Source organism: Streptomyces sp. Ag109_O5-1, from assembly GCF_003814875.1.
Classification (GTDB): domain Bacteria; phylum Actinomycetota; class Actinomycetes; order Streptomycetales; family Streptomycetaceae; genus Streptomyces; species Streptomyces sasae.
The window spans coordinates 7620166-7646619 of sequence record NZ_RKQF01000001.1 but is presented as its reverse complement, the minus strand read 5'-3'; the positions used below and the strand labels follow the sequence as shown (position 1 = coordinate 7646619).

The 26454-nt window shown below is 71.5% G+C and carries 25 protein-coding genes and 1 pseudogene; 13 read left to right on the top strand and 13 right to left on the bottom strand.

The genetic code is table 11. From position 1 onward, the window contains the following. Positions 1–106: 106 nt before the first annotated feature. The 7 genes from EDD90_RS34715 to EDD90_RS34680 all read left to right on the top strand — a co-directional run bounded on the left by EDD90_RS34715 (position 107) and on the right by EDD90_RS34680 (position 7700). A complete protein-coding gene (locus tag EDD90_RS34715; RefSeq protein WP_123976827.1) occupies positions 107–1153 on the top strand; it encodes a LacI family DNA-binding transcriptional regulator in 1047 nt (348 codons plus the stop codon). Beyond that, positions 1150–2673: a sugar ABC transporter ATP-binding protein gene (locus tag EDD90_RS34710; RefSeq protein ID WP_123976826.1), complete on the top strand. Its 1524-nt coding sequence runs from the start codon at positions 1150–1152 to the stop codon at positions 2671–2673. Before EDD90_RS34715 ends, EDD90_RS34710 begins: the two co-directional genes overlap by 4 nt. Continuing rightward, complete coding sequence (locus tag EDD90_RS34705; RefSeq protein WP_123976825.1) at positions 2663–4609, top strand: substrate-binding domain-containing protein; 1947 nt, start codon at positions 2663–2665, stop codon at positions 4607–4609. Before EDD90_RS34710 ends, EDD90_RS34705 begins: the two co-directional genes overlap by 11 nt. 72 nt (positions 4610–4681) lie before the next feature. Beyond that, positions 4682–5584, top strand: a complete 903-nt coding sequence (locus EDD90_RS34700) for a ribokinase (RefSeq protein WP_123976824.1) — start codon at positions 4682–4684, stop codon at positions 5582–5584. After that, positions 5581–5970, top strand: coding sequence for a D-ribose pyranase (rbsD, locus tag EDD90_RS34695; protein WP_123976823.1), 390 nt, complete (start codon positions 5581–5583; stop codon positions 5968–5970). Before EDD90_RS34700 ends, rbsD begins: the two co-directional genes overlap by 4 nt. A 212-nt stretch (positions 5971–6182) precedes the next feature. Next, positions 6183–6689: a peptidase inhibitor family I36 protein gene (locus EDD90_RS34690; RefSeq protein ID WP_185149326.1), complete on the top strand. Its 507-nt coding sequence runs from the start codon at positions 6183–6185 to the stop codon at positions 6687–6689. A gap of 39 nt (positions 6690–6728) precedes the next feature. Continuing rightward, positions 6729–7700: a hypothetical protein gene (locus tag EDD90_RS34680; RefSeq protein ID WP_185149325.1), complete on the top strand. Its 972-nt coding sequence runs from the start codon at positions 6729–6731 to the stop codon at positions 7698–7700. Positions 7701–7735: 35 nt separating this feature from the next. On the opposite strand, the gene EDD90_RS34675 is transcribed toward EDD90_RS34680, so the two are convergent. From EDD90_RS34675 to EDD90_RS34655, 5 genes are all read right to left on the bottom strand, one after another. Further along, a complete protein-coding gene (locus tag EDD90_RS34675; RefSeq protein ID WP_123981962.1) occupies positions 7736–8764 on the bottom strand; it encodes a DUF5937 family protein in 1029 nt (342 codons plus the stop codon). Between the two features lie 396 nt (positions 8765–9160). Continuing rightward, positions 9161–9511, bottom strand: coding sequence for a DUF4369 domain-containing protein (locus EDD90_RS34670; protein ID WP_123976819.1), 351 nt, complete (start codon positions 9509–9511; stop codon positions 9161–9163). Positions 9512–9798: 287 nt separating this feature from the next. Next, positions 9799–10881 carry a MerR family transcriptional regulator gene (locus EDD90_RS34665; protein WP_123976818.1) on the bottom strand — a complete coding sequence of 361 codons (1083 nt, stop codon included), beginning with the start codon at positions 10879–10881 and terminating at the stop codon, positions 9799–9801. Between the two features lie 45 nt (positions 10882–10926). After that, the gene (locus tag EDD90_RS34660; RefSeq protein WP_123976817.1) at positions 10927–11193 is read right to left on the bottom strand and encodes a hypothetical protein; all 267 of its coding nucleotides are present in this window, start codon (positions 11191–11193) and stop codon (positions 10927–10929) included. Continuing rightward, positions 11190–11414 carry a hypothetical protein gene (locus EDD90_RS34655; RefSeq protein ID WP_123976816.1) on the bottom strand — a complete coding sequence of 75 codons (225 nt, stop codon included), beginning with the start codon at positions 11412–11414 and terminating at the stop codon, positions 11190–11192. Before EDD90_RS34655 ends, EDD90_RS34660 begins: the two co-directional genes overlap by 4 nt. A 129-nt stretch (positions 11415–11543) precedes the next feature. Between EDD90_RS34655 and EDD90_RS34650 the strand changes: the two are divergent. Both EDD90_RS34650 and EDD90_RS34645 read left to right on the top strand, forming a co-directional pair. Continuing rightward, positions 11544–12367, top strand: a pseudogene (locus EDD90_RS34650) (Scr1 family TA system antitoxin-like transcriptional regulator). Continuing rightward, a complete protein-coding gene (locus EDD90_RS34645; protein ID WP_123976815.1) occupies positions 12354–12581 on the top strand; it encodes a DUF397 domain-containing protein in 228 nt (75 codons plus the stop codon). Before EDD90_RS34650 ends, EDD90_RS34645 begins: the two are co-directional and overlap by 14 nt. Here the strand turns inward: EDD90_RS34645 and EDD90_RS34640 are convergent. The 5 genes from EDD90_RS34640 to EDD90_RS34620 all read right to left on the bottom strand — a co-directional run bounded on the left by EDD90_RS34640 (position 12571) and on the right by EDD90_RS34620 (position 17962). Further along, entirely contained in the window at positions 12571–13332 is a 762-nt protein-coding gene (locus tag EDD90_RS34640; protein ID WP_260328304.1) for an HNH endonuclease, read from the bottom strand. The genes EDD90_RS34645 and EDD90_RS34640 overlap by 11 nt on opposite strands. Beyond that, positions 13329–14729, bottom strand: a complete 1401-nt coding sequence (locus EDD90_RS34635; RefSeq protein WP_123976814.1) for an AAA family ATPase — start codon at positions 14727–14729, stop codon at positions 13329–13331. The genes EDD90_RS34640 and EDD90_RS34635 overlap by 4 nt, the downstream gene beginning before the upstream one ends. 91 nt (positions 14730–14820) lie before the next feature. Beyond that, a complete protein-coding gene (locus EDD90_RS34630) occupies positions 14821–15621 on the bottom strand; it encodes a sugar phosphate isomerase/epimerase (RefSeq protein ID WP_123981958.1) in 801 nt (266 codons plus the stop codon). A gap of 32 nt (positions 15622–15653) precedes the next feature. Beyond that, positions 15654–16808 (bottom strand): dihydrodipicolinate synthase family protein, encoded by a 1155-nt coding sequence (locus EDD90_RS34625; RefSeq protein WP_123976813.1) that lies wholly within the window; start codon positions 16806–16808, stop codon positions 15654–15656. After that, entirely contained in the window at positions 16805–17962 is a 1158-nt protein-coding gene (locus EDD90_RS34620) for a Gfo/Idh/MocA family protein (RefSeq protein ID WP_123976812.1), read from the bottom strand. The genes EDD90_RS34625 and EDD90_RS34620 overlap by 4 nt, the downstream gene beginning before the upstream one ends. A gap of 227 nt (positions 17963–18189) precedes the next feature. On the opposite strand from EDD90_RS34620, the gene EDD90_RS34615 reads away from it, so the two are divergent. Further along, the gene (locus EDD90_RS34615) at positions 18190–19236 is read left to right on the top strand and encodes a LacI family DNA-binding transcriptional regulator (protein ID WP_123976811.1); all 1047 of its coding nucleotides are present in this window, start codon (positions 18190–18192) and stop codon (positions 19234–19236) included. Between the two features lie 310 nt (positions 19237–19546). On the opposite strand, the gene EDD90_RS55795 is transcribed toward EDD90_RS34615, so the two are convergent. Further along, a complete protein-coding gene (locus EDD90_RS55795) occupies positions 19547–20077 on the bottom strand; it encodes a hypothetical protein (RefSeq protein ID WP_185149323.1) in 531 nt (176 codons plus the stop codon). Positions 20078–20440: 363 nt separating this feature from the next. On the opposite strand from EDD90_RS55795, the gene EDD90_RS34605 reads away from it, so the two are divergent. After that, positions 20441–21376, top strand: a complete 936-nt coding sequence (locus EDD90_RS34605; RefSeq protein ID WP_123976810.1) for a bifunctional helix-turn-helix transcriptional regulator/GNAT family N-acetyltransferase — start codon at positions 20441–20443, stop codon at positions 21374–21376. A 17-nt stretch (positions 21377–21393) separates the two neighbouring features. Beyond that, positions 21394–22194: a sugar phosphate isomerase/epimerase gene (locus EDD90_RS34600; protein ID WP_123976809.1), complete on the top strand. Its 801-nt coding sequence runs from the start codon at positions 21394–21396 to the stop codon at positions 22192–22194. A 9-nt stretch (positions 22195–22203) separates the two neighbouring features. Here the strand turns inward: EDD90_RS34600 and EDD90_RS34595 are convergent, their stop codons facing one another. Both EDD90_RS34595 and aroA read right to left on the bottom strand, forming a co-directional pair. After that, complete coding sequence (locus EDD90_RS34595; protein WP_123976808.1) at positions 22204–22845, bottom strand: GNAT family N-acetyltransferase; 642 nt, start codon at positions 22843–22845, stop codon at positions 22204–22206. A 22-nt stretch (positions 22846–22867) separates the two neighbouring features. Continuing rightward, positions 22868–24118: a 3-phosphoshikimate 1-carboxyvinyltransferase gene (gene aroA / locus EDD90_RS34590; protein ID WP_123976807.1), complete on the bottom strand. Its 1251-nt coding sequence runs from the start codon at positions 24116–24118 to the stop codon at positions 22868–22870. A gap of 432 nt (positions 24119–24550) precedes the next feature. On the opposite strand from aroA, the gene EDD90_RS34585 reads away from it, so the two are divergent. After that, the gene (locus EDD90_RS34585; RefSeq protein ID WP_123976806.1) at positions 24551–26368 is read left to right on the top strand and encodes a glycoside hydrolase family 3 protein; all 1818 of its coding nucleotides are present in this window, start codon (positions 24551–24553) and stop codon (positions 26366–26368) included. The last annotated feature ends 86 nt before the right edge of the window (positions 26369–26454 follow it).

Here is a 26454-nt window from a genome sequence, read left to right as displayed (position 1 = left end):
TTGCCACACCCCCGTGTAATCGATTCCAATCCTCGGTACACGACAGCGTGTAATCGATTCCACGGACTCCATGGAGTCCCGAGTTCCACGAGGAGGTGGAGCGACGATGGCGAGCATCAAGGACGTCGCAGCCGCGGCCGGCGTGTCCGTCGCCACGGTGTCCCGTGTCCTGAACGACCATCCGTCGGTCAGCGACGACGCCCGCACCCGGGTCCTGGCCGCCGTCGAGACGCTGGGCTACCGCCCGAACGCCGTCGCCCGCTCCCTGCGCACCGACCAGACCCGCACCCTCGGCCTGGTCATCAGCGACGTACTCAACCCGTACTTCACGGAACTGGCCCGCTCGGTCGAGGAAGAGGCCCGCGCGCTCGGCTACAGCGTGATCATCGGCAACGCCGACGAGCGGCCCGACCTCCAGGACCATCACGTACGGACGCTGCTCGACCGGCGGATCGACGGGCTGCTGGTCTCCCCCGCCGAAGGCGGCTCGCCGCTGATGCTGGAGGCGGCACGGGCCGGGACGCCGATGGTGTTCGTCGACCGGTGGATCCCGGGCCTCGACGTCCCCGTCGTACGCGCCGACGGCCGGGCCGCCATCCGCGACCTCGTCGCGCATCTGCACCGGCTGGGACACCGGCGGCTCGCGATCATCGCCGGGCCCGCCGCCACCACGACCGGCAGCGAGCGCGTCGAGGCCTTCCGGGAGGCGCTCGCCGAGTACGGCGCCCCCCTCCCCGACGCCTACATAGGCCAGGGCGACTTCCAGGCCGAGAGCGGCCGGCGGGTCACCGAGGGCTTCCTCGACCTGCCCGAGCCGCCCGAGGCCGTGTTCGCCACGGACAACCTGATGGCGCTCGGCGCGCTGGACGCGATCCGGGCGCGCGGGCTCCAGGTGCCACGTGACATGGCACTGGCGGCCTTCGACGACATCCCCTGGTTCGTACACACCGACCCGCCCATCACCGCCATCGCCCAGCCCACCGGCGAGCTGGGCCGCGCCGCCGTGCGCGCGCTGGTCGACCGCATCGAGGGCCGGCCTCCGCAGTCCGTCACCCTCCCCGCCCGGCTCGTCGCCCGCCGCTCGTGCGGCGAGGGCCGCGCCAACGACAACCGCGACGACAACCAGACCCCTGTGCAAAGGAGCACGTCGTGAGCAACCCGGACGAGTTGCTGCGCATCGAGGGCATACGGAAGTCCTTCCCCGGCGTGGTCGCGCTCGACGGCGTCGACTTCGATCTGCGCCGGGGCGAGGTCCACGTACTCCTCGGTGAGAACGGCGCGGGCAAGAGCACCCTCATCAAGATGCTCTCCGGCGCCTACACGCCCGACGAGGGGCGGATCCTGGCCGGCGGCGAGGAGGTGCGCATCCACGGTGCGCAGGACTCCGAGCGCCTCGGGATCGCGACCATCTACCAGGAGTTCAACCTCGTACCCGATCTCACGGTCGCCGAGAACATCTTCCTGGGCCGCCAGCCGCGCCGCTTCGGGATGATCGACCGGAAGCGGATGGAGGCCGACGCCGAGGTCCTGCTGAAGCGGGTCGGGGTCGCCGTGCCGCCCGACGCGCACGTGCGTGAGCTCGGTATCGCCCGTCTCCAGATGGTCGAGATCGCGAAGGCGCTCAGCCTGGACGCGCGCGTGCTGATCATGGACGAGCCGACCGCCGTGCTCACCTCGGAGGAGGTCGAGAAGCTCTTCGCGATCGTGCGGCAGCTGCGCGAGGACGGCGTCGGGATCGTCTTCATCACGCATCACCTGGAGGAGATCGCCGCTCTGGGGGACCGGGTGACGGTGATCCGCGACGGGAAGTCCGTCGGACAGGTGCCCGCCGCCACCCCGGAGGCCGAGCTGGTACGGCTCATGGTGGGACGGTCCATCGAGCAGCAGTACCCGCGGGAGCGGGGCGAGAAGGGCGCCGCGCTGCTCTCCGTCGAGGGGCTCACCCGGGACGGGGTCTTCCACGACGTGAGCTTCGAGGTGCACGCGGGGGAAGTCGTGGGGATCGCGGGCCTTGTGGGTGCCGGCCGTACGGAGGTGGTCCGGGCCGTCTTCGGCGCCGACCGGTACGACAAGGGGGCGGTGAAGGTCTCCGGCACCGCTCTGCGGGGCCATGACGTCAACGCGGCCATGACCGCCGGGATCGGGCTGGTCCCCGAGGACCGCAAGGGGCAGGGGCTGGTCCTGGACGCCTCGGTCGAGGAGAACCTCGGCCTGGTGACCTTGCGGAAAGCCACCCGGGCCGGGATCGTCGATCTCAAGGCGCAGCACGCCGCCGCCGAGCGGATCGCCCTGCAACTGGGCGTCCGGATGGCGGGCCTCGGGCAGCAGGTGCGCACGCTCTCCGGCGGCAACCAGCAGAAGGTCGTCATCGGCAAGTGGCTGCTCGCCGACACGAAGGTGCTGATCCTCGACGAGCCGACGCGCGGTATCGACGTCGGCGCCAAGGTCGAGATCTACCAGCTCATCAATGAGCTCACGGCCGCCGGAGCCGCGGTACTGATGATCTCCAGCGATCTGCCCGAGGTCCTCGGCATGAGCGACCGGGTGCTGGTGATGGCCCAGGGACGGATCGCGGGCGAGCTGTCCGCCGCCGAGGCCACCCAGGACTCCGTGATGGCGCTCGCCGTCAGCAATCCCACCACGACCGACAAGGAGGCCGCTCGTGGCCACTGACACGCTCAAGGGCAAGGCATCGGGCGCCGGTGGCGCCGCGGCCGTGCGCAGACTGTTCCTCGACAACGGCGCGCTGAGCGCGCTGATCGTCCTCGTCATCGCCATGTCGGCGCTGTCGGGGGACTTCCTGAGCACCGACAACCTGCTGAACGTCGGTGTCCAGGCGGCCGTGACGGCCATCCTCGCCTTCGGCGCGACCTTCGTGATCGTGTCGGCGGGCATCGACCTGTCGGTGGGCTCGGTGGCGGCGCTGTCGGCGACCGTGCTGGCGTGGAGCGCGACCCAGCACGGGGTCCCGGTCTTCGTCGCGGTGGTGCTGGCGGTCCTGACCGGCATCGCGGCCGGTCTCGTCAACGGCTTCCTGATCGCGTACGGCAAGCTGCCGTCGTTCATCGCGACACTCGCGATGCTGTCGGTGGCGCGCGGTCTGTCGCTGGTGATCTCCGGCGGCTCCCCGATCGCCTTCCCGGACTCGGTCTCGCACCTCGGTGACACGCTGGGCGGCTGGCTGCCGGTGCCGGTGCTGGTCATGATCGTCATGGGGCTCGTCGCGGCCTTCGTGCTGGGCCGGACGTACATCGGACGCTCCATGTACGCGATCGGCGGCAACGAGGAGGCCGCCCGGCTGTCCGGACTGCGGGTGTCGCGGCAGAAGCTCGCCATCTACGCGCTGACCGGTCTGTTCGCGGCCGTCGCGGGCATCGTGCTGGCGGCCCGGCTGGCCTCCGCGCAGCCGCAGGCGGCCAACGGCTACGAGCTGGACGCCATCGCCGCGGTCGTGATCGGCGGCGCGTCGCTGGCCGGCGGCACGGGCAAGGCGTCCGGGACGCTGATCGGCGCGCTGATCCTGGCGGTGCTGCGCAACGGCCTCAACCTGCTGAACGTGTCGGCCTTCTGGCAGCAGGTCGTCATCGGTGTGGTGATCGCCCTGGCGGTGCTCCTCGACACCGTGCGCCGCAAGGCCGGGGCCACCCCGGCGGCCCCCCGGATCGGCGGGAGCAAGGGCAAACAGGCCGGGACGTACGTACTCGCGGCGGTCATCACGGTGGCGCTGGCGGCGGCGACCTCCCTCCTGCACACGGGCTCCGCCTCCGCCACCCCGCGGGTCGGGCTGTCCCTGTCCACCCTGAACAACCCGTTCTTCGTGCAGATCCGGTCCGGTGCCGAGAGCGAGGCGAAGAAGCTGGGTGTGGACCTGACCGTCACGGACGCCCAGAACGACGCCTCGCAGCAGGCCAACCAGCTGCAGAACTTCACCAGTTCGGGACTGGGCGCGATCATCGTCAACCCGGTGGACTCGGACGCGGCGAGCAACTCCGTGAAGGCCGCCGACAAGGCGGACATCCCCGTCATCGCCGTCGACCGGGGCGTCAACAACGCGAAGACCGATACGCTGGTCGCCTCCGACAACGTCAAGGGCGGTGAGCTGGCCGCGAAGACGATCGCGGAGAAGCTCGGCGGCCACGGCAAGATCGTGATCCTGCAGGGCCAGGCCGGCACCTCCGCCGCCCGGGAGCGCGCGCAGGGCTTCGCCCAAGGCCTCAAGGCCTACCCCGGGATCCAGGTGGTGGCCCAGCAGCCGGCCGACTTCGACCGCACCAAGGGCCTCGACGTGATGTCGAACCTGCTGCAGGCCCACCCGGACGTCCAGGGCGTCATCGCCGCCAACGACGAGATGGCGCTCGGCGCGATCAAGGCGCTGGGTTCCAAGGCCGGCACGTCGGTCTCGGTGGTCGGCTTCGACGGCACCCCGGACGGACTGACGGCGGTCAAGAACGGCACGCTGTACGCCTCGGTCGCCCAGCAGCCGTCCGAGCTCGGGAAGATCGCCGTGGACAACGCGCTCAAGGCGATCAAGGACGAGAAGATCGACCCGACGATCAAGGTGCCGGTGAAGGTGATCACGAAGGAGAACGTGGACGGGTTCACGGGCTGAGCCACCGAGGAGGCGGCCGGGCGGTTCAATGGACGCCCGGCCGCCTCGATCCATTCTCTTAGGGAGTCTTTGATGTACGACTACGACCTCCTGGTCGTGGGATCGGCCAACGCCGACCTGGTCATAGACGTCGAACGGCGTCCGGCCGCCGGTGAGACGGTGCTCGGCGGCGACCTCGCCACGCACCCCGGCGGCAAGGGCGCCAACCAGGCGGTCGCGGCCGGCCGGCTCGGTGCCCGTACCGCCCTGCTGGCCCGGGTCGGCGACGACGCGCACGGCAGGCTGCTGCTCGACTCGCAGCGGGCGGCCGGTGTGGACACGGTGGGTGTGCTGGTGGGCGGGGCACCGACGGGCGTCGCGCTGATCACGGTGGACCCCTCGGGCGACAACAGCATCGTGGTGTCCCCGGGCGCGAACAGCCGGCTCACCCCGGCGGACGTCCGGGCCGCGGGCAGCCTCTTCCAGGCCTCCCGGGTGGTCTCCACGCAGCTGGAGATCCCGTCGGAGACGGTGCTGGAGGTCGTCCGGAGCGTGGCCCCGGGCAGCCGATTCGTCCTCAACCCCTCCCCGCCGCAGCCCCTTCCGGGTGAGGTGCTGGCGGCCTGCGACCCGCTGATCGTGAACGAGCACGAGGCGAAGGTGATCCTGGGCGAGGCGTGCGTGAGCGAGGAACCGGCCGACTGGGCGCGGCTCCTGCTGGCGAAGGGCCCGAAGTCGGTGGTGGTGACGCTGGGCGCGCAGGGCGCGCTGGTCGCCGACGGCCAGGGGGTGGAGTCGGTGCCGTCCGTGAAGGTGGACGCGGTGGACACCACGGGCGCCGGGGACGCTTTCACGGCGGCCCTCGCGGTACGGCTCGGGGCGGGCGAGTCGCTCGCCGGGGCGGCGGCGTACGCGGCCCGGGTCGGGGCGGCGGCGGTGACGAGGCGGGGCGCGCAGGAGTCGTACCCGACGGCGGCGGAGGTCGACGCGCTGTGAAGCGGGCGGGAATCCTCAACCGTCATCTCGCTGGCGCGCTGGCGGAGTTGGGGCACGGGCACACGGTGCTGGTGTGCGACGCGGGCATGCCGATCCCGAAGGGGCCGCGGGTCGTGGACCTCGCGTTCCGGGCCGGGGTGCCGTCCTTCGCTCAGGTGCTGGAGGGGCTGCTGGGCGAGCTGGTCGTGGAGGGCGCGACGGCGGCGGCCGAGGTCCGCCGGGCCAACCCGGCCGCCGCGAAGCTGCTGGACGGACACTTCGCCGACCTGGCCCTGGTCCCGCACGAGACGCTGAAGGAGCTGTCGGCAAACGCGCATCTGGTGGTCCGCACGGGCGAGGCCCGGCCTTACGCGAACGTACTGCTGCGGTGCGGGGTGTTCTTCTAGGGCGGGTGCATGCGGAGCACCCGGTTCCCGGGCCGCACCTGGGACTTTTCATCCTGTTGAAACGTGATGGCCGCCCTCTGTCCTGGTTGGCAATATCACTCGACAGCGTTGCAAATCGCCCCATGTACGCCGCGGGGCGGACTCCGCCGTGCCTGGCCCGCAACGCGTCCGGAGAACCCAGGTACGAACAGCCCGAGATGAGGGAATCCCGCATGAGATTCTTCCGCTTAGCCGCGGCACTCGCCGCCCTCGCCCTGGCCGCCGCGCTCGGCCTCTCCCTGTCCGGCAGCGCCGCCGCCGCGGACGGGCACAGCAGGCCGGCCGCCGCCGCCCCGCAGGCGGTGCAGGGGAGCGTTTCCGCTTCCGACGAGCTCTCCCCGCAGGCGAAGTCCGACTGCCCGAGCACCTACTTCTGCTTCTGGCAGGACGCCGGCTACCCCGGCACGCCGGGCAAGTTCTCCGGCAACAACACCAACTGGGGCGCCTACTCGCACAGCGGCTGTGCCAACGGGACGTGGAGCGACTGCGCTTCCTCCGGGTACAACCACGGCACCAGCGGTCTGGGCGTCGAGGTGTGGAGCGGCACGAGCTACACCGGGCTGTCCGCGTGCCTGCCCAAGGACTGGTCCCACAACGACTTCTCGCAACTCGTCTGGCCGGACACCGACACCAGCTTCAACGACTCGATCAGCAGCAACTTCTGGACCTCCAACTGCTGACCGGGCCTGCTCCGGCCCACGGATGACGGGCGACCACCCATGACAGAGCTCTCGCGCCGCCGTACCAGGCGCGCACCCGTACGCCTGCTGCCCCTGCTGATCCTGACCGTGACCCTGGTCTGTGCCGCCGCGACCGCGTGCACCGGGCCGAGCACGGCCGCATCCGCCGAGGCGGCGCCGTCGGCGCGGGAGTCCGGTCACGCCGCCGCCGTCCTCACCCACGACGCCACCGCCCAGCGCCAGCGCTGGCGGCTCTTCGGCGCCCTGCAGATCCTCACCCAGCGCTGCATGCGCGAGCACGGACTGCGCTACCTGATCACGAGCGCGGGCCCGCAGCCACCGGCCGGGGCGACCACGGCCGAGTCGATCGGTTCCCGCTCGGCACCCGGCTACGGCGTCTCCACCGCGCTGGGCAGCCTGAACGGCGGCGGCACGGCCCAGGACCGGTATGTGCGCTCCCTGTCCACCGCCGCAGCGGCCCGCTACACGGCGGTACTCGACGGCCCCGCCGGCCGGACCGCCCCGCTGACCCTGCCCAGCGGGTCCAGCGGGACCTATGCCACGGGCGGCTGCACGGCGCGGGCCCGGGCCGGACTGTACGGCACGGTACGGGCGGCCCTGGAGGACACGCTCGTACCGCAGGACGTCGACCAGCTCCTGGAGCGGTACCTGGCCACCGCCCCCGCCTACCAGAAGGCCCTGCAACGGTGGCAGCGCTGCATGGCCGACGCCGGCCGTAGGGCGAAGACGCCCGCCGCGCTGATCCAGTCGCTGCAGGCCGAGGCGGTCCAGGGGGCGAGCGCCGCGAAGCTGGCGCGCGAGCAGCGCGCGGCCGCGACGGCCGATCAGCACTGCGACGACGCGAGCGGTCTGCGTCGCGCGGGCGCCACCGAGCGGGACGTCTTCCTTGGCCGGCAGCCGGCCGGGACGCGGACCCGCCTGGAGGAGGTCTGGCAGCACCGGCGACAGGCCCTGACGCGGGCGGCGGCCCTGCTCGGCCCACTCGGATGACGAACCGGGCGCGGGTGTGCGCCGCGCGCGAGCGTTCAGCTGCCCGGGGCGGCGGGGGAGCCGTCCGCGCGGTCCAGGGCCCCGGGGCGGGCCGGCGCGGGTCCGAGCAGCGCGGCGCCCAGCGGGGTGAGGGTGTGCAGCACGGTGTTGTGGTGGCGGTGGCTCATGACCAGGCCGGCGTCGCGCAGCACGGTGGTGTGGTGGGTGGCCGTCGGCACCGACACCCCCAGGAACCGGGCCAGTTCAGAGGTGGTCGCGCCGAGCGCGAGGGACCGCAGCGCGGCCGCCCGGGTCCGGCCGAGCAGCGCGGCGAGCGAGGCGTCGGGCGGTCGGCCGGGGACGGCGCGGCGATCGCCCTGCACGGGGTAGACCAGGACGGGCCGGAGGGTGTCGTCGGCCAGGGAGACCGGTGACTGCCAGCAGAAGTACGAGGGGACCAGGCGCAGTCCGCGGCCCTCGAGGTACAGGTCGCGGTCGATGACGTAGTCGACAAGGAGGACCGGCGGATGCCAGCGGATGGCGGGGGACAGACCGGCGAGCAGCCCGTCGAGCCCCGCCGCGAGGGTGTCCCGGCCCCGCAGGGCGCACTCCGAGGCGACCTTGGCGTGAATGCGGCTCTCGTGGGGGGCGATGACCGCTTCGTGGTAGGCGCGCAGGAGTCCGGCCAGATCCTCCCGGGCCTCGCGTTCCACCAGCCGGGGCGCCCAGTCCGGGGCGCCGGTGAGCCGGTCCAGTGTGCGTATCTCGTGGGCGACCCGGACGGGCGGGGTGTCGACGATCGCCGCGAGCCCGGGGTCCAGGCCGTCGGCGGCCTCGTGCGGGGTGAGGAAGTCGGGCAGGTAGCGGGCCCTGGGCAGCACCGGGACCAGGAGCCGGCGGACGGCGGCGCCGAGCGGGGTGCCGGCCAGGACGGTCCGGGTCTCGCGGTACCAGTCGGCGTACGCCCAGCGGCCCCGCGAGGTCTGTAGGCGGTGCAGGCTGAAGGTGATCTCCCAGAGCGGATCGGGGGCGCCGGCCACCCGGACCCGGCCCAGGTCCTCAGGCGTGAAGTGGATGCGCAGCACGAGACCCCCCGAGTCGAACAGTCGTCCCGCCCAGGGAGCAGCCTGGGGCACCCGGCCCCCGGGAACAACTCAGGAATCAGCCGTGAACATGCTTCGAGGGGGCCCGGTCCGTCGACCGAACCCCCTCGGCTTTCCCCTCCGTATCAGAACCCCCGCGATCCCCCCGGATCCCCCTCCGAAAGCTCCGATGCCAGGTATGACCGGCAGGGTGGGGGGAGGGTTGTACGGGGGTCCCGGAAATTTTCCGCGAGCCCGGGCAGGTGCCCGGAGCAGCGGCCCACCGTGGGATCCTCGGACCCACAAGGAGCGCTCACGCCCCGACGGCACCTGCCCCACCCCGGATCGGACGGGGTGGGGCAGGATCTCAGCCGGGTCGGTCAGGGGTGACCGCCGTGATCAGCGGACGTCGACGGAGACCGACTTGGAGACCGTCTTGCCGTCCTTCACGCGCAGCACCGCGACGCCCTTGTCGTCGAGCTTCTCGGCGAACTTGTAGGCGCCCTTCTTGACCTTCGCCGTCTCGGGGAGGGTCTGCCACTTCTTGCCGTTCTTGATCTGGAGGGTCACCTTGCTGCCGTCCTTGATGCCGGTGGCCCTGCCGGTGAGGGTGACGGGGTCGCCCAGCTGGACGTGGGCGGCGCTGGCCTTGATGCTGAGGGCCGGGGCGGGGGCCGCGACGGCGGCCGTGGCACCGGCGGCGAGGAGCACGGCGGAAACTGCGGAAACAATGGCGATACGCACGTTCACAAGAAACTCCTTGGCTTTGAATGGCCTGTTTTCCGCCGCAATTCCGAGTCCCCAACTCACCCTTGCGGCTGAATCGAATCGTATAGACACAAGCAGAACGAATGCAGTTCCCAAGGCCTTATGAATCGCGAACCTACAGTCTGAGCACAGCCGTTCAAAACAAATGGTCTGCGCGAACAGGGAATATAGAAAGAACCTGTGCGAAGAGGTTCTCGCACAGGTTCCCGCACCAGCGATCCGGCTCCGGCCGAGGGGTTCGAGCGGGCCGGATCAGGGTGAACATGCCGTCAGTGATCCAGGCGGACCGGCATCAGGAGCGAGAAGGCGTCCTCGTCGTCGGGCCGGCGGATCGCGATCGGCGCTGTGGGCGCGCCGAGCTCCAAAATCAGTCGGTCACGGGCCCCGGCAGCCAGCGCGGCCAACAGGAACTCACGGTTGACGGCGACGCGGTTCGGGTCTTCGTCTGCATCGGCTCCGTCGCCGTCGGCGCAGAGGGTCACCGTGCCGCCGTCCTCCACCCTGAGCACGCTGAGGTCGGGCGCCCCGGCCTCTCCGGAACGGACAGGACCCGTCTCCAGAGCGTGCCGGAAGGCCGCCACCTCGACGACGGTGCGGCGTCCGCCGGCCCGGGGCAGGAGACGACGGTAGTCGGGGAAGTCGTGGTCGAGGCACCGACCGGCCGCCTGCCGGTCCCCGGCCTCCAGTGTCACGCGGTCACCGTCAAGAGAGAGTCGCACAGGTCCCTCGCCGTCCGACAGCGCACGCATCGCGTCGGCGAGCGGAGTGGGCACGATGACCTGCACCCGGCCCCCGTCATGCCCGGCGACCCCGGCCCGCGCGACCGCCATCCGGTACCGGTCGGTGGCCACCGCGCGCAGGCTCTCGCCCTCGATGTCGAACAGAACCCCGCCGAGCATCGGCAGCTCGGGGTCGGTGCTCGCCGCGAAACGAACCGTGTCCAGCGCGGCTGCAAGCTCCGGCGCGGCGACGGACAGCCGGACGGTGGCGGTGCGGAGCGAGGTCATGACATTCTCCCGGTGATCGAGTAGCGCTCGGAGCGCGGAGAACTCGATGCGGGCATCGACCAGCCCCTGTTCGAGACGGCGCAGGTGCGCCTTGAACAGTTTCCGGACCAGATCGGTGTCCGGGCCGGACCAGCCGGCCAGCACCAGCCGGATGTCCGCCAGCGGCATCCCGGCCCGACGCAGGCGGGCCAGCACCCGGGCCTCCTCCACCTGCCCGGGTTCGTACCAGCGGTAACCGCTCACCGGATCCACCCAGGCAGGCACCAGCACACCGGCCCGGTCGTAGAACCGCAGGGCGCTCACGCCCAGGCCGCTGTCGCGGGCCATCTCGCCGATGCTGCGCATGTCGTTCTCCACACCGGCACTCTGGGCCCTGCACAAGGTCGAGGGTCAACCTGGCCGCGCACCCCTGCTCTCGGCGACGCGCTTGACGTCCCTCAGCGATTCGCTCAGTCGCCGGGCGAGGTAGCGAAGTTCCTCACCGGTCAGCCGCTGCTCGGCGAGGAGTTCGGCCGTGTGGTCGAGCAGGTCGCCCGCCATGCCGAGGTGCAGGCTCTCGATCTGGTCCGCGAGACGGGAGACATGACCCGTGCCGTCGCCCACGAGGTAACAGGGTTTGCCGTCCGCACCGGTCCACGGAAGCAGGCGCCCGCTCACGCGTAGGTCTCCACATGGTCGAGATAGGGACGGACGAGCGGGTTGTCCTCGCCGCGCAAGGGAGCTTCGCCCCTGCGGTACGCCGTCGGGCGGCCGACGTACGGGCACGAGTACGGATACGTGTACGCGAGCGGTACGACCGGCCTACGGCGCCGTCGCCCGCGAGCGGGCAGGAAGAACCGGAGCAACGGCTCGACCAGCCGGGCCAGGAGATGTGTCATGCCGACCTGCTTTCTCACCTGCGGTGACTTCGTTGTGTGGTGACTCCCTCACAGAGTGAGGTCGGGACTGGCTACGCTTCCAGGGGTGTGGACTTGACAGAGCCTTTGTCAGGAACGGGAGTTGGCCGCATGAGCGAGCGCCAGAAGCCTCGGACGCAACGGGAGAAGTACGGAGAGGAGCTGAGGCTGCGGCGGATGGCGGCCGGTCTGACTCAAGGGGAACTGGGCGAGTTGGTCGTGTGCTCGCCCACACTGATCAGCCACTTCGAGGCGGGGAGGCGGCTGCCGAAGTCCGACGACGCACGACGGATCGACCGGGCCCTCAAGACGGACGGGTTCTTCGAGCGGTGGCTGGAGGACCTGGACTCGAAGTACAACGACTACTTCGCTGCTGTGGCCGAACTGGAGAAACAGGCCACGCTCATCCAACAGTTCGCGCTGTCGTTGGTTCCCGGCTTGTTCCAGACCGAGGACTACGCGAGTGCACTCTTCCGTGCGTACCGGCCGACCTACACGGCTGAGGAGCTTGACGGGTTCCTCGTCAACCGAACAAAACGCCGCCGCATCCTCGACGGCCCCCAGCAGCCGGTCGTGTGGACGCTGCTCGACGAGTCGGTGCTGCGGCGCCGCGTCGGCGGCTCCCAGGTCATGGCAGTACAGCCGCACAAGATCGCAGACATGGACGAAGCAGGACGACTGCGGCTCCACGTGCTTCCGTACGGTGTCGGAGCACACGCTCTCCTGCAGAGCTATCTCACCCTCATGAGTTTCGAGGACTCCGCCCCGTGGCCTACGTCGAAGGCTTTCTCACGGGCAACTTGATGGACGATCCGGCGCTGGTGACCGCCAGCCAGACGGCCTACGCTCTGGCCTTGAGCGACGCGTTGTCGCATCAGCAGTCACTTGCCGTCGTCAGAGCGGCAGCGGAGGATCACGCACATGGCGAGCAATGAACACACCGTCTCCAACTCGTCCGCTTTCACCGGGTGGTACAAGTCCAGCTACAGCGGTGGCACCAACGACGACTGCCTGGAGATCGCCCGTGGCCACGCCGTCGTACCCGTCCGTGACAGCAAAGCGGGGCCCACCGGCCCGGCGTTGGTCTTCTCGTCCGACGGCTGGGCAGCGTTCGTAGGGGCAGTGCGGGACGGGTGTATCAGTAGCTGACGCCCCGGAAGTGCAGGAAAGCGGTCCGCAGTTCGGAATCGCGGAGGAGGTCGAGGGTCTCCTCCTCACCCGCGAACAGGGCATCGGCCGCCGGATGGCCGGACTGGTGGAACATGGCTTCCAGTACATCGATGAGGGGACGGTTCCAGGCGACCCGGACGATCTCGGTCGCCTTGTCGCGTTGCCCTTTGTCCATGGCTATGCGCCACAGTTCGATGGAGTGCCTGGCAGTCGCGTAGGCGTCCACGCGTCCCTTGACCAGGACCGCTCTGGCGTTGAGGCCGAACACCTCGATGCAGGCCCGCCCCCGGGCGGTCAGGCCCCGGTACACGCCGAGCGGGAGCACCAGTCGTAGGTGGTCCAAGGGGTCCTCGGCTGTCGGGTCGACGAGCAGAGGGCTGCCGTCGGCCTCGGTGGGGAAGAGGTTCCGCTTCTGGTTGCTGTTGCAGAACGAGCAGGCGAGCAGATGGTTGAGCCAGTCGAAGGTACGCAGCGGAGCGAGGCTCTTCGGCTCGAAGTGGTCGATGTCCGTGCCCTGGCCGTCACCGCAGTACATGCAGCGTTCGTGGCCCGGAGCCATCTCCGCGAGCCCCCTGAGAAGTGCGGGGCGGACCCGCCGGCGACTCTCCCAGAGTTCCTTCGCCCTGTCCTTGCGTTCCTTCTCCGTGGCGTGCTGCCGGATGTCGTCGGTGTAGTCCCTCAGTCGTTCCGCCGTTGCCGCCGGCAGGACTGCGCGCCGAAGCCGGATCACTCCGCTTCGTCCTTGATCTCCTCCGCGATCCGTTGGAGGTGCGCGCTCATCTCGTCCACACGGGCCGACGGCGAGCTGGCAAGCCGCTCCTTGAGCTCCCGGTAGCGGGCGAGCGACTCCCGCGATGAGGCACCGTCGTAGATCTCCGCCTCCAGCTCCACGAACTCGGCCCTCACCTGCTCGGCCCGCTCGGAGTAGGGCGTGTCGAGACCGAATAGGTCGGAGAGCACGGCGTCGTCGCCGCTGCCGTACACCACCCGGTCGTACAGGTCCTGGTCGATGACCTCGGGCGGGCGCGCCTCGTCCACGCCGGGCAGTCTGATGAGGCCGCCGGGATCCGCCGCCTGGCAGATGTAGGGGCTGTGCGTGGTGACGATGAACTGGATGCGGGGGAAGTGGTCGGTCAGCCAGGGGCCGATCCGGCGCTGCCAGGAGACATGCAGATGGGCGTCGATCTCGTCGATGATGACGACGCCGGGTGTCATCAACGCGATCGACTCGTCGTCCCTGCCCTGCCAGTCGGACTCCCACAGGTGCTCGCCGAAGACGTCGTGCAGCTGTTTGAGGATGTCGACGACGAGCGCCGCCACCGTACGGAACCCGTCGCTCATCTCCCTCAGTGGGAAGCGGCTGCCGTGCCGCTCGACCCACAGGCCCTCGGAGTCGACGTCGTTGATCCGGTACCCGTCCGGCAGCAGTCCGTCGCCGAGCAGGGCCAGCGCGAACGCCTTCAGCCCCTGGGCGCCCCCTCTGCCCTCCAGCGCGCGCAAGTGCTGCTCGATCAGCCAGGCGACGCCTTCGGCGAGTGAGGCGTCCTCGTGGAAGAGACTCGTGTGCCTGGCCACGGGCCCGGACGCCAGCATCAGCCGTTGCACCTCGCCCGAGCCGCCGGCCATCCGCCGGAACGGCCCGTAGGCCGCGGAGAACCAGCCCGCGGGATTGTCCGCCCACGGACCACGGCGGGCGACACTGGTCTGCGCCTTGGTGTATCTGATCTCGTCGAGCCCGGGCAGGGCGCCCCGGCGGACCGGAACCCGGCCGGCGAAGCCCTCGCGGGGCGTCTTCCAGCTGAGTCCGGCCCGCAAGACACCGGCGGGCGGGCGGCCCTGCGAGAACCGGTCGTGACGTGTGTCCCGGATGATCTCGACCTCGACCTGGCCCGTCGTGCTCTGTTCGGTCACCCAGTTCTCGAACACCGGCACCAGACTGCGGGCCACCCCCGGCCCGCTGAGCGCCAGCGCCATGGCCCGCAGCAGCGTCGTCTTGCCCGAGCCGTTGCGCCCGGCGAGCACCGTCCACCCGGCGTGACTGCCGTCGGGGCGGGTCAGGGTGAGGTCGACTTCGCGGGGACCGTGGAAGGACTTGATGTCCTTCACGATGATCCGGCTGACGTACATGGGCGTCGGCGTCCGTTCATTCGGGTGTCGCACCCGATCTTAGGGCCGTGGCCTGCCCGTCAGCGCGGGAAGCGGGCAGGCCAAGGATCCGTCAGTCCGCCGTGTGCTCCACGAACCGGTTCGCCGTCTCCGCCAGCACCTCGCGGCCGTCCCTCGCCCACAGCCCGTCGTTGAACAGCTCGACCTCGATGGGACCGGTGTAGCCGGCCGCCTCCACGTAGCCCTTCCACTCCCGCATGTCGATCGCACCGTCGCCGATCTGGCCGCGGCCGTTGAGGACGCCCTCCGGCAACGGGGTGGTCCAGTCGGCGAGTTGGAAGGTGTGGATGCGGCCGCCCGCGCCCGCCCGGGCGATCTGCGCGGGTGCCTGGTCGTCCCACCAGATGTGGTACGTGTCGACCGTGACCCCGACCTGGTGGGCCGGGAAGCGTTCCGCGAGGTCCAGCGCCTGGGTGAGGGTGGAGACCACGCAGCGGTCGGACGCGTACATTGGGTGCAGCGGCTCGATGGCCAGCCGGACGCCGTGCCGCTCGGCGTACGGGCCCAGCTCGGCCAGCGCGTCGGCGATCCGCTCCCGGGCGCCGTGCAGGTCCTTGGAGCCCGTCGGCAGGCCGCCGGAGACCAGCACGAGGGTGTCCGTGCCGAGGGTCGCCGCCTCCTCGATCGCCCGCCGGTTGTCGGCCAGGGCGGCGGCGCGCTCGTCCGGGTCGACGGCCGTGAAGAAGCCGCCCCGGCAGAGCGTGGTGACCGCCAGGCCCGCCTCGCGGACCAGCTTGGCGGTCGCCTCGACGCCGTACGACTGCACCGGCTCGCGCCACAGGCCGACGCCCGGCACGCCCAGGTCCAGACAGGCCTCGACCAGCTCGGGCATCGACAGCTGCTTGACGGTCATCTGGTTGATGGAGAAGCGGGACAGGTCGCCGGTCACTGGTTGACTCCGTACAGGGCGAGCAGGGTCTTCATCCGCTCCTCCGCCAGCTTCGGGTCCGGGAACAGGCCGAGGCCGTCGGCGAGTTCGTAGGCGCGGGCGAAGTGCGGGAGGGAGCGGGCCGACTGGAGGCCGCCGACCATGGTGAAGTGCGACTGGTGGCCGGCCAGCCAGGCCAGGAAGACCACGCCCGTCTTGTAGAAGCGGGTAGGGGTCTGGAAGAGGTGGCGGGAGAGTTCGACGGTCGGGTCGAGCAGTGCCCGGAAGCCGTTCCGGTCCCCCGTGTCCAGGACCCGGACCGCCTCGGCCGCCAGCGGGCCCAGCGGGTCGAAGATGCCGAGCAGGGCGTGGCTGAAGCCCTGCTCGTCGCCCGCGATCAGCTCGGGGTAGTTGAAGTCGTCGCCGGTGTAGCAGCGGACGCCCTGCGGGAGACGGCGGCGGATGTCGATCTCGCGGCCGGCTTCCAGCAGCGACACCTTGATGCCGTCGACCTTGTCGGGGTGGGCGGCGATGACCTCCAGGAAGGTGCCGGTGGCCGCGTCCAGGTCGGACGAGCCCCAGTAGCCCTCCAGAGCCGGGTCGAACATCGGGCCGAGCCAGTGCAGGACGACCGGTTCGGTGGCCTGGCGGAGCAGGTGGCCGTAGACGTCGAGGTAGTCCTCGGGTCCGGAGGCGGCCGCGGCGAGCGCCCGGGAGGCCATCAGGATGGCCTGGGCGCCGGTCTCCTCGACGAGGGCGAGCTGTTCCTCGTAGGCGGCCCGGACCTCGGCGAGGGTCGCCGGGCCGGTGATCTGGTCGGTGCCGACGCCGCAGGCGATCCGGCCGCCGACCGCCTTGGCCTCGGCGGCGCTGCGGCGGATCAGCTCGGCCGCACCCGCCCAGTCCAGGCCCATGCCGCGCTGGGCGGTGTCCATCGCCTCGGCGACGCCCAGGCCGTGCGACCACAGGTGGCGGCGGAAGGCGAGGGTGGCGTCCCAGTCGACGGCGGCGGGCGAGTCGGGGCTCGTGTCCGCGAAGGGGTCGGCGACGACGTGCGCCGCCGAGAAGACCGTGCGGGAGGTGAACGGGGTGCCGGGGGTGACGGCGAGCGGCTCGCTGCGCGGCTCGTACGCCCGCAGTCCCCCGTCGGGGTCGGGAAGCTGGATGGTCACAGCGCGACCTCCGGAACGTCGATACGGCGGCCCTCGGCCGAGGACTTCAGGCCCAGCTCGGCGAGCTGCACACCGCGGGCGCCGGCCAGCAGGTCCCAGTGGTAGGGCGCGTCGGCGTAGACGTGCTTGAGGAACAGCTCCCACTGGGCCTTGAAGCCGTTGTCGAACTCTCCGTTGTCCGGGATCTCCTGCCACTGCTCGCGGAAGGCGTAGGTGGCCGGGATGTCCGGGTTCCAGACCGGCATGGGGGTCGCGCTGCGGTGCTGGACACGGCAGTTGCGCAGGCCGGCGACCGCTGAGCCTTCGGTGCCGTCCACCTGGAACTCGACCAGTTCGTCGCGGTTGACGCGGACCGCCCAGGAGGAGTTGATCTGGGCGATGGCCCCGCCGTCGAGCTCGAAGATGCCGTAGGCGGCGTCGTCGGCGGTGGCGTCGTAGGGCTTGCCGCCCTCGTCCCAGCGCTGCGGGATGTGGGTGGCCGTGAGGGCCTGGACGGACTTCACCCGGCCGAACAGCTCGTGCAGCACGTACTCCCAGTGCGGGAACATGTCGACGACGATGCCGCCGCCGTCCTCCGCGCGGTAGTTCCAGGACGGGCGCTGGGCGGTCTGCCAGTCACCCTCGAAGACCCAGTAGCCGAACTCGCCGCGCACCGACAGGATCCGGCCGAAGAAGCCGCCGTCGATGAGCCGCTTCAGCTTGAGCAGGCCGGGAAGGAAGAGCTTGTCCTGGACGACGCCGTGCTTGATGCCCTTCGCGGAGGCGAGCCGGGCCAGCTCCAGGGCGCCGTCCAGGCCGGTCGCGGTCGGCTTCTCGGTGTAGATGTGCTTTCCGGCCGCGATGGCCTGCTTGATGGCCTCCTCGCGGGCGGAGGTGACCTGGGAGTCGAAGTAGATGTCGATGGTGGGGTCGGCGAGGACGGCCGACAGGTCCGTGGAGATGTGCTCGTCCGACAGGCCGTGCCGGTCGGCGATCTCGCGGAGCGCGTGCTCGCGGCGGCCGACGAGGATCGGTTCCGGCCACAGCACGGTGCCGTCGCCGAGGTCGAGACCGCCCTGCTCGCGCAGGGCGAGGATCGAGCGGACGAGGTGCTGGCGGTAGCCCATGCGTCCGGTCACGCCGTTCATGGCGATACGCACCGTCTTGCGTGTCACGTGTTTCCCTTCGTCCGCGTGCGTCTCAGCAACGCAGCAAGCGCTTTCTATACAGTCTGAAGCTAGCCTTTCAGCGGTGGTCTGTACAAGACCGTGATGGGGTCGAGTTGTTCGAGGGGGCGAACGACCGGGGTGATTGGCCTTATGGTCTGCTCGGCAAGGGGGCTTCCTTTGATCAGGCTGTGTACGACGGTGTACGACGAGATGCGCGACCGGAGGACGACGAGATGACGGTGACCCTGGCGGACGTGGCGGCCCGCGCCCAGGTCTCGCCCGCGACGGTGTCGCGCGTACTGAACGGCAACTACCCGGTGGCGGCGACCACACGCGAGCGGGTGCTGCGGGCGGTGGACGAGCTGGACTACGTCCTGAACGGGCCGGCGAGCGCGCTCGCGGCGGCCACGTCCGACCTGGTCGGCATCCTCGTCAACGACATCGCGGACCCGTTCTTCGGGATCATGGCGAGCGCGATCCAGGGCGAGATCGGCGGTCCGGGCGGGCGCGCGGGCGGCGAGCGACTGGCTGTGACCTGCAACACCGGGGGGTCACCGGAGCGCGAACTGACCTATCTGACCCTGCTGCAGCGGCAGCGGGCGGCGGCGGTGATCCTGACCGGCGGGGCCGTGGAGAACGTGCCGCACGCGGCGGCGGTGGCGGCGAAGCTGCGGAAGCTGGCGGACGCGGGGACCCGGGTGGTGCTGTGCGGGCGGCCGCCGGCGCCGGACACGGACGCGGTGGCGCTGACCTTCGACAACCGCGGGGGCGGCAAACAGCTGACCGAGCACCTCATCGAGCTCGGGCACCGGCGGCTCGGCTACATCGCGGGACCGGAGGAGCGGACGACCACCCGGCACCGCCTCGAAGGGCACCGGGCGGCGCTGGCCGCGGCCGGGATCGAGGAGGACCCGCGCTGGACCGTGCACGGGCGGTACGACCGGCGGGCCGGGTACGAGGCGACGCTGGAGCTGCTGCGCCGGGACCCGACGCTTACGGCGGTGGTGGCGGCGAACGACTCCGTCGCGCTGGGTGCGTGCGCGGCGCTGCGGGAGTCGGGGCTGCGGATCCCGGCGGACGTGTCGGTGGCCGGCTTCGACGACCTGCCGTTCAGCATCGACGCGGTGCCTTCGCTGACGACGGTACGGCTGCCGCTGGCGGAGGCGGGGGCGCGGGCCGGCCGTATCGCCATGGGCCGCGAGGAGCCGCCGCCGGGCGGGATCGCCACGGTCCGGGGGGAGCTGATGGTGCGGGGCTCCTCGGGCGTGCCGCGAGCCTGATGTGCGGGTACGCCGCGGTCCGGGCACCGCGGTGAGGAGGTCGAGGGACGCGGCTCAGGTGCCCCCGAACATCCTCGCCGTCCCGAAGACGCGGACCGGCCGGCAGCGGACGCTGCCGGCCGGCGGCCGCCGGGCAGGGCCCGCCCCGGGCCTCCGCCCCCGCGGACGGTCCTCACCCGGTCACCGCCTCCACGGCCACGGGGCCGGGGCCCGTGCGGGTTCTGCGCGCACAGATCCGGGTGCCCGCGGCTCGGGCACCCGGATCCATCCTTTGATCTGCCGTCAGGCAGTGTCGGTCACAAGGGTCTGATCAGCGACCGCCGCCACCGCCGCCGTGGCCGCCGCCACCGCCGCCGCCGTAGCCACCGCCGCCGTGGCCACCGCCGCCGTAGCCGCCACCACCGTGACCGCCGCCGCCGTAGCCACCGCCGCCATAGCCGCCACCGCCGTAGCCACCGCCACCGTGACCGCCACCGCCGTGACCGCCGTAGCCGCCATAGCCGTAGTCATCGTCGCCGCCCCACCAGCCGCCGCCGTAGCCGCCACCGCCGTAGCCGCCGTGGCCGCCGTGGCCGCCGCCGTAACCTCCGCCGCCGTGGCCTCCGCCGTAACCTCCGCCACCGTGGCCTCCGCCGCCGTAGCCGCCACCACCGTGACCGCCACCGCCGCCGTGACCTCCGCCACCACCGCCGCCTCCGCCGTGCTCCTGGTAGGTGACAACGTGGTCCGGTGCGGAGTGGGTGGCCGCGCTGGCAACGCCGGCTCCGGCCGCGAGCGCCAGGATCGGTGCCGAAATGGCAGCGATGGCGACTCTCCTGATCCGAGTGCTGTGCGCGCGCATGATTCGCCCCTCTCAGAGGGTGTAGTTGTGTTACCGACGACCCGTCAGGGGCCGCCTTGCGTGCACTCCAGAGCCTGCGCGCAGCTCTGAGCGCGTCCGCCGCCCGCGATGTCGGTTTCCGCACCGCCCCGGGCTCTCCGGCGGACCACGTCAACGCCCGAAGTTGAAACGGACATAAGTGACGTTCGTGTATAAACCTACGACTCGGATGCGACGAAGTCAAAAGCAGGACCAGGCCTAGGCAAAAAGAACAAGTAAAGCCTGCAGAGCCGCTGTTCGGGCCGACACCTTCCAGCCGGACAGGGTGCCGGGATAGCCTCGGAGGACGGTATCTCTGACTCAGTCAACCATCGAGGCCCAGCCATGACCGTCCAGGACATCCGCGCCTTCAACCGCTTCTACACCAACCTCATCGGCGCCCTCGACTACGGCCGCCACCTCTACGCCCCGTACACCCTCACCGAGGCCCGCGTGCTGTACGAGCTCGCGCACTCCACCGATACCGACGCGGCCGACCTGCGGTCGGATCTCGCACTCGACGCCGGGTACTTGAGCCGGATCCTCAACAAGTTCGAGGAGGCCGGGCTGGTCGAGCGCTCCCCCTCGGAGAAGGACCCCCGGCGCCGGCGCGTGTCCCTCACCGCGGGCGGCCGGGCCGCCGCCGAGCTGCTCGACGAGCGGGCCCGGGACTCGGTCGGCTCGCTGCTGGGCGCCGTCGACCCCGGCGAGCGGCCACGCCTCGCCGAGGCCATGCGCACCATCCGTACGATCCTCGGCGACGGGCACACCCCCGAGGGCGCCGGCGAGGTCGTCCTGCGCGAGCCGCACCCCGGCGACCTCGGCTGGATCGTGCAGCGCAACGCCGCGCTGTACGCGGCCGAGTACGGCTTCAACGCCGACTACGAGGGGCTGGTGGCCCGGATCGTCGCCGACTTCGCCGAGGACCACGACCCGCACCTGGAGCGGGTCTGGATCGCCGAGTGGGCCGGGCGGCCCATGGGCTGCGTGATGTGCGTACGGGACGACGCCCCCGGCACCGCACGGCTGCGGCTGCTGCTCGTCGAACCGGAGGCCCGGGGGCTCGGCATCGGCGACCGGCTGGTCGGCGCCGTGATCGAGTTCGCGCGCGGGGTCGGCTACCGCGACCTGGTCCTGTGGACCAACGACATCCTGTCCGCCGCCCGCCGCATCTACCAGCGGCACGGCTTCGTCCTCACCGCCGAGAAACCGCACCGCTCCTTCGGCAACGACCTGGTCGGCCAGGACTGGCGGCTGGACCTGCACGGGACCGGCGGCTGAGAAGTAGGTTGGTGGGTATGAGGTTCGCCTTCTCCACCCTCGGAGTTCCCGGTCTGCCGGTGACGGACGTGCTTGCGCTCGCCACGGCCCACGGCTACCACGGCGTAGAGCTGCGCGCCCACCCGGAGGAACCTGTGCATCCCGGCCTCGGCCCGGCCCAACGGGCCGATGTCGCTGCCGAGTTCAAGTCCTGCGGGGTCGAGGTCCTGGGCGTCGCCGGGTACGCGCGCGTCGCGGCGCCCGGCGCGGACGGCCCGGTCCTCGACGAGATGCGCGGGCTCCTCCAGCTGGCCCACGACCTGGGCGCGTCCTTCGTCCGGGTCTTCCCCGGCGCCGACCCCGCGCTGCCCGCGGCCGAGTCCGACGCGATCGCCGCCGGGCGGCTGGGCACGGTCGCCGAGGACGCCTCCGCACTCGGTGTCCGGGTCCTGCTGGAGACCCATGACTCGCACCGCACCGGCGCCGACGCGATCCGGGTGCTGGGCCCGGTCGGCCACCGGCAGGTCGGCTCGCTCTGGGACGTGATGCACACCTGGCTGGGCGGCGAGCAGCCCGCCGAGAGCTACGCGGCCCTCGCGCCGTACCTCGGCTATGTCCAGGTCAAGGACATCGCCTCGGCCGAGGACACCACCCCGCTGCCGCTCGGCGCCGGGATCCTGCCGCTCTCCGAGTGCGTGGAGGTGCTGTCCCGGCACGGCTGGGACGGCTGGCTGTGCTGGGAGTACGAGAAACGCTGGTACGAGGCAGCGGCCCCGCTGCCGGACCTGCTGGCGGCGGGCCGGGAGCATCTGGCCCGGCTGCTCAACGAGTCGGCGTGAGGACGGGCCTCACACAGGCCGTGGCCGTACGGCGTCGTACCCCGCGATCCGCTCCGCCAGCCGTTCCCGGCACCCGGGCCACTCCGCCGCCGTGACCGAGAAGATCGCGGAGTCCCGCAGCCGGCCGTCCTCGCCCGGCGCCCAGGAGCGGGACCAGTTGCGCAGCACGCCCTCGAAGCGGGCGCCGGCGGCGGCGATGGCGGCACGGGAGCGCTCGTTGCGGGCGTCGGTCTTGAGGTCGACGCGGGAGACACCCCAGACCTCGAAGGCGTGCCGGAAGAGCAGGTACTTGGCCTCGGCGTTCACCCCGGTGCCCTGCGCGGAGCGGGCCAGCCAGGTGAACCCGATCTCCACCGCGTCCAGCCGGTCCTCACCGAGCCAGCACCGGGGATCCCAGAACGCCGTCGCGCCGACGGCCCGCCCGGTCGCCAGGGACACCTGCGCGTACGGCGCGAGCCGTCCGGTCGCCGCGCGGGCGAGCTGGGCGTCGATGTAGCCGCCGACCTCCCCGGCCCGGGGGACCCAGGTGAAGTCGTAGGTCCCGCGGTTCTCCTCCGCCGCCACCGCCAGATCATCCGTGTGCCGGTGCTCCAGCGGCTCCAGGCGCACCAACCCGCCCTCCAGCACCGGCCCTTGCAAGATGTAGGTCACGCCCGGAGTCTCGCCGACCCGGTCATGCGCCGTCGAACGGAATTCCCCACCCGGCGGCCAGCTCCCCGAACGCCTCGTGGAAGCCCGGGAACGTCTTCCTCACGCATCCGGGGTCGTCGAAGGAGATGCCGGGCGTGCGCAGGCCGGTCACCGCGAAGGACATCACGACGCGGTGGTCGCCGAAGGTCTTGATCTCGGCCGGGGCGGGGGTGCCGGGCCGGATCTCGATCCAGTCGTCGCCCGTGCTGACCCCGACGCCCAGCCGGCGCAGGTTCTCCGCGCAGGCGTCGAGCCGGTCGCACTCCTTCACCCGGGTGTTGGCCACGTCCTCGATCCGGACCGGACCGTCCGCGAAGGGGGCGATCGCCGCGAGGGTGGGCATGGTGTCGGAGATGTCCCGCATGTTGACGGTCAGGCCCCGGAGTCCGCCGGTGCCGCGGACGGTCGTACGGTCCTCGGCGATCTCCACGTCCGCGCCCATCCGCCGCAGCACGTCGACGAAGCCCAGGTCGCCCTGGAGCGCGCCGCGTCCGAGCCCCGGGACGGTGACCTCCTGCCCGGTCACCGCCGCCGCGGCGAAGAAGTAGCTGGCAGTGGAGGCGTCGGGCTCGATCGCGTAGGTCGTGGCCCGGTAGCCGCCGGCCCGGACGACGAAGACCTCGCCCTCCCGTGCCACCTCCACCCCGAACGACCGCATCATCGCGATCGTGATCTCCACGTACGGCGCCGAGACCAGGTCCGTCACCCGGATCCGCAGGCCCTTGCGGGTGAGCGGGCCGAGCAGGAGCAGCGCGGTCAGGTACTGCGAGGACTGCCCGGCGTCGAGCGTCACCTCGCCGCCCTCCACCCCGGCCGCCTCGATGCGCAGCGGGTGGTGCCCCTCCGTCTCCTCGTGGCGCAGGTCGACACCGAGGTCGCGCAGGGCGCGGGTGAGCGGGGCGAGGGGGCGGCGGCGCATCTGCTCGGAGGCGTCGAAGCGGTAGCTGCCGTGGCCGGCCGCGGCGAGGGTGGGCAGGAAGCGGGCGGTGGTGGCGCCGTCCCGGCAGTAGACCTCGGCCTCGGGCAGTGCTGGGCCCTGCGGGCGGCCGTCCACCTGCCAGGTGTCCGGGGTGCGGCCGACGCGGTAGCCGAGCCGGGCGAGGCCCTCGGCGAAGCCCTCGGTGTCGTCGGAGCGGAGGGGGCGGACGAGGGTGGTGACTCCGTCGGCGGCGGCCGCGAGGAAGAGGGCGCGGGCGGTGACGGACTTGGAACCGGGGATCTCGACGAGGGGCATCCGCCCATGATCGCCGGATAAGGGGTGCGGCGTCCGGGCGTTCCGGAGGGTGGAACGCGTGGTTCGATGCGTGCCGGCCGGTGGGGGTTGATCGCGCAGTTCCTCCCCCAGCCTTCGGCCGGGGGTACCCCCAGCGCCCCTGAAAGGGGCGCTGTCCCTGGAGCCTCTTGAATCCCCCCGGCACCGAATTACGAAAATCCGCCCCCTGCCGGGAACCCACCCCTTCCTCCTCCCGTCCAAAGCCCAGGCTGTCGGAAGAGTCTCCGTGGTGTGGTGTCGGCCCTCGCTGCTGGCTGCGATCGCTGACCTACCCTCTCCGCCGCACCACGGCCGCCGGCCCGCCGCCATCGACGTGCCCCCCTCCAATGCGCCGATGGCGGCCCCTTTCCCGTTAACGTGCGTTTCAGCGGTTCCCCACCAAAAGGAGCGCATATGCCCTCCAGACGCACCGTTCTGGCCGCGACCGCGGGCGTCACCGCGGGACTGGCCGTCGGCGCCGGCGCGTACGCCCTCGGCTCCGACGACACGAAGCTCCGCTCCCTCATCTCCCGGATGAGCCTTGAGGAGAAGGTCGGCCAGCTGTTCGTGATGCGGTTCTACGGCCACTCGGCCACCGAACCCGACCAGGCCGACATCGACGCCAACCTCAAGGAGATCGGCGTCCGCACCGCCGCCGAGCTGATCGCGAAGTACCGGGTCGGCGGGATCATCTACTTCACCTGGACGCACAACACCCGCAATCCGCGGCAGATCGCCGATCTCTCCAACGGGATCCAGAGGGCGTCGCTGGAGCAGCCGCGCGGTCTGCCCGTCCTCATCGCCACCGACCAGGAGCACGGCGCCGTCTGCCGGATCGGCAGGCCCGCGGCCCTCTTCCCGGGCGCGATGGCGATCGGGGCGGGCGGCTCGCATGCCGACGCCCGCACCGTGGGCCGGATCTCCGGCACGGAACTGCGGGCGATGGGTGTCCTGCAGGACTACTCCCCCGACGCCGACGTCAACGTGAACCCGGCCAACCCGATCATCGGCGTGCGGTCGTTCGGCGCCGATCCGGAGGCGGTCGGCGCGCTGGTGGCCGCCGAGGTGGCGGGGTACCGGGCCGCGGGGGTCGCGGCGACCGCCAAGCACTTCCCGGGGCACGGCGACACCGCCGTGGACAGCCACACCGGTTTCCCGGTCATCACACACAGCCGGGAGCTGTGGGAGAAGCTGGACGCGGTGCCGTTCCGGGCGGCGGTCGAGGCCGGTATCGACTCGGTCATGACCGCGCACATCCAGTTCCCGGCCCTGGACGACTCGGGCGACCCGGCCACCCTCTCCCACCCGGTCGTCACCGGCATCCTGCGCGGCGAACTCGGCTACGACGGGGTCGTGGTGACCGACTCGCTGGGCATGGCGGGCGTACGGACCAAGTACGGCGACGACCGGGTGCCCGTGCTCGCCCTCAAGGCCGGCGTCGACCAGCTCCTCGACCCGCCCGCCCCGGACGTCGCCTGGAACGCCGTCCTGAAGGCCGTACAGGGCGGGGAGCTGACCGAGTCCCGGCTGGACGAATCGATCCTCCGGATCCTGCGGCTGAAGTCCCGGCTGGGGCTGCTGGACCGGCCGTACGTCCATGCCAAGGACGTCGGCCGGGTGGTCGGCACGGCGCAGCACCTCGCGGCCGCCGACCGTATCGCCGAGCGGACGACGACCCTGCTGGTGAACGAGGGCGGCCTGCTCCCCCTCTCCCGCCGTACCCACGGCAAGGTGCTGGTCGTCGGCGCCGACCCGGTCTCCCCGTCCGGTACGACGGGCCCGCCCACCGGCGTGCTCGCCGCCGCCCTCACCGAACTCGGCTTCTCCGCGAGCGCGTTGTCCACCGGTACGGAACCTTCCGCCGAGGCCGTGGACAAGGCGGTCGCGGCGGCGCGGGGGGTGGACGCGGTCGTCGTCGGCACGTACAACGTGACGGCGGGCAGCGGACAGCAGCGGCTCGTGGAGCAACTCCTCGCCACCGGGCGGCCGGTGGTGGCGGTGGCCGTGCGCAATCCGTACGACGTGGCCCAACTGCCCGCCGTCAAGGCCTTCCTGGCCTCGTACTCCTGGACCGACGTCGAACTGCGTGCCGCCGCCCGGGTGATCGCGGGCCGGGTCGCGCCGCGCGGAAAGCTGCCGGTGCCGGTGCAGCGGGCGGACGTTCCGGCGCAGGTGCTGTATCCCATCGGCCATGGGCTGACGTACCAGACGTACGTAACGGACCGGGCGTAACGCCCTCAATGGGCGGAAAGCCTCCCGCACAGCTGGCGTGGACCGTGGTCGCGGGCCACGCTGGCTGAGGGGCCGGCCCGGGGGGA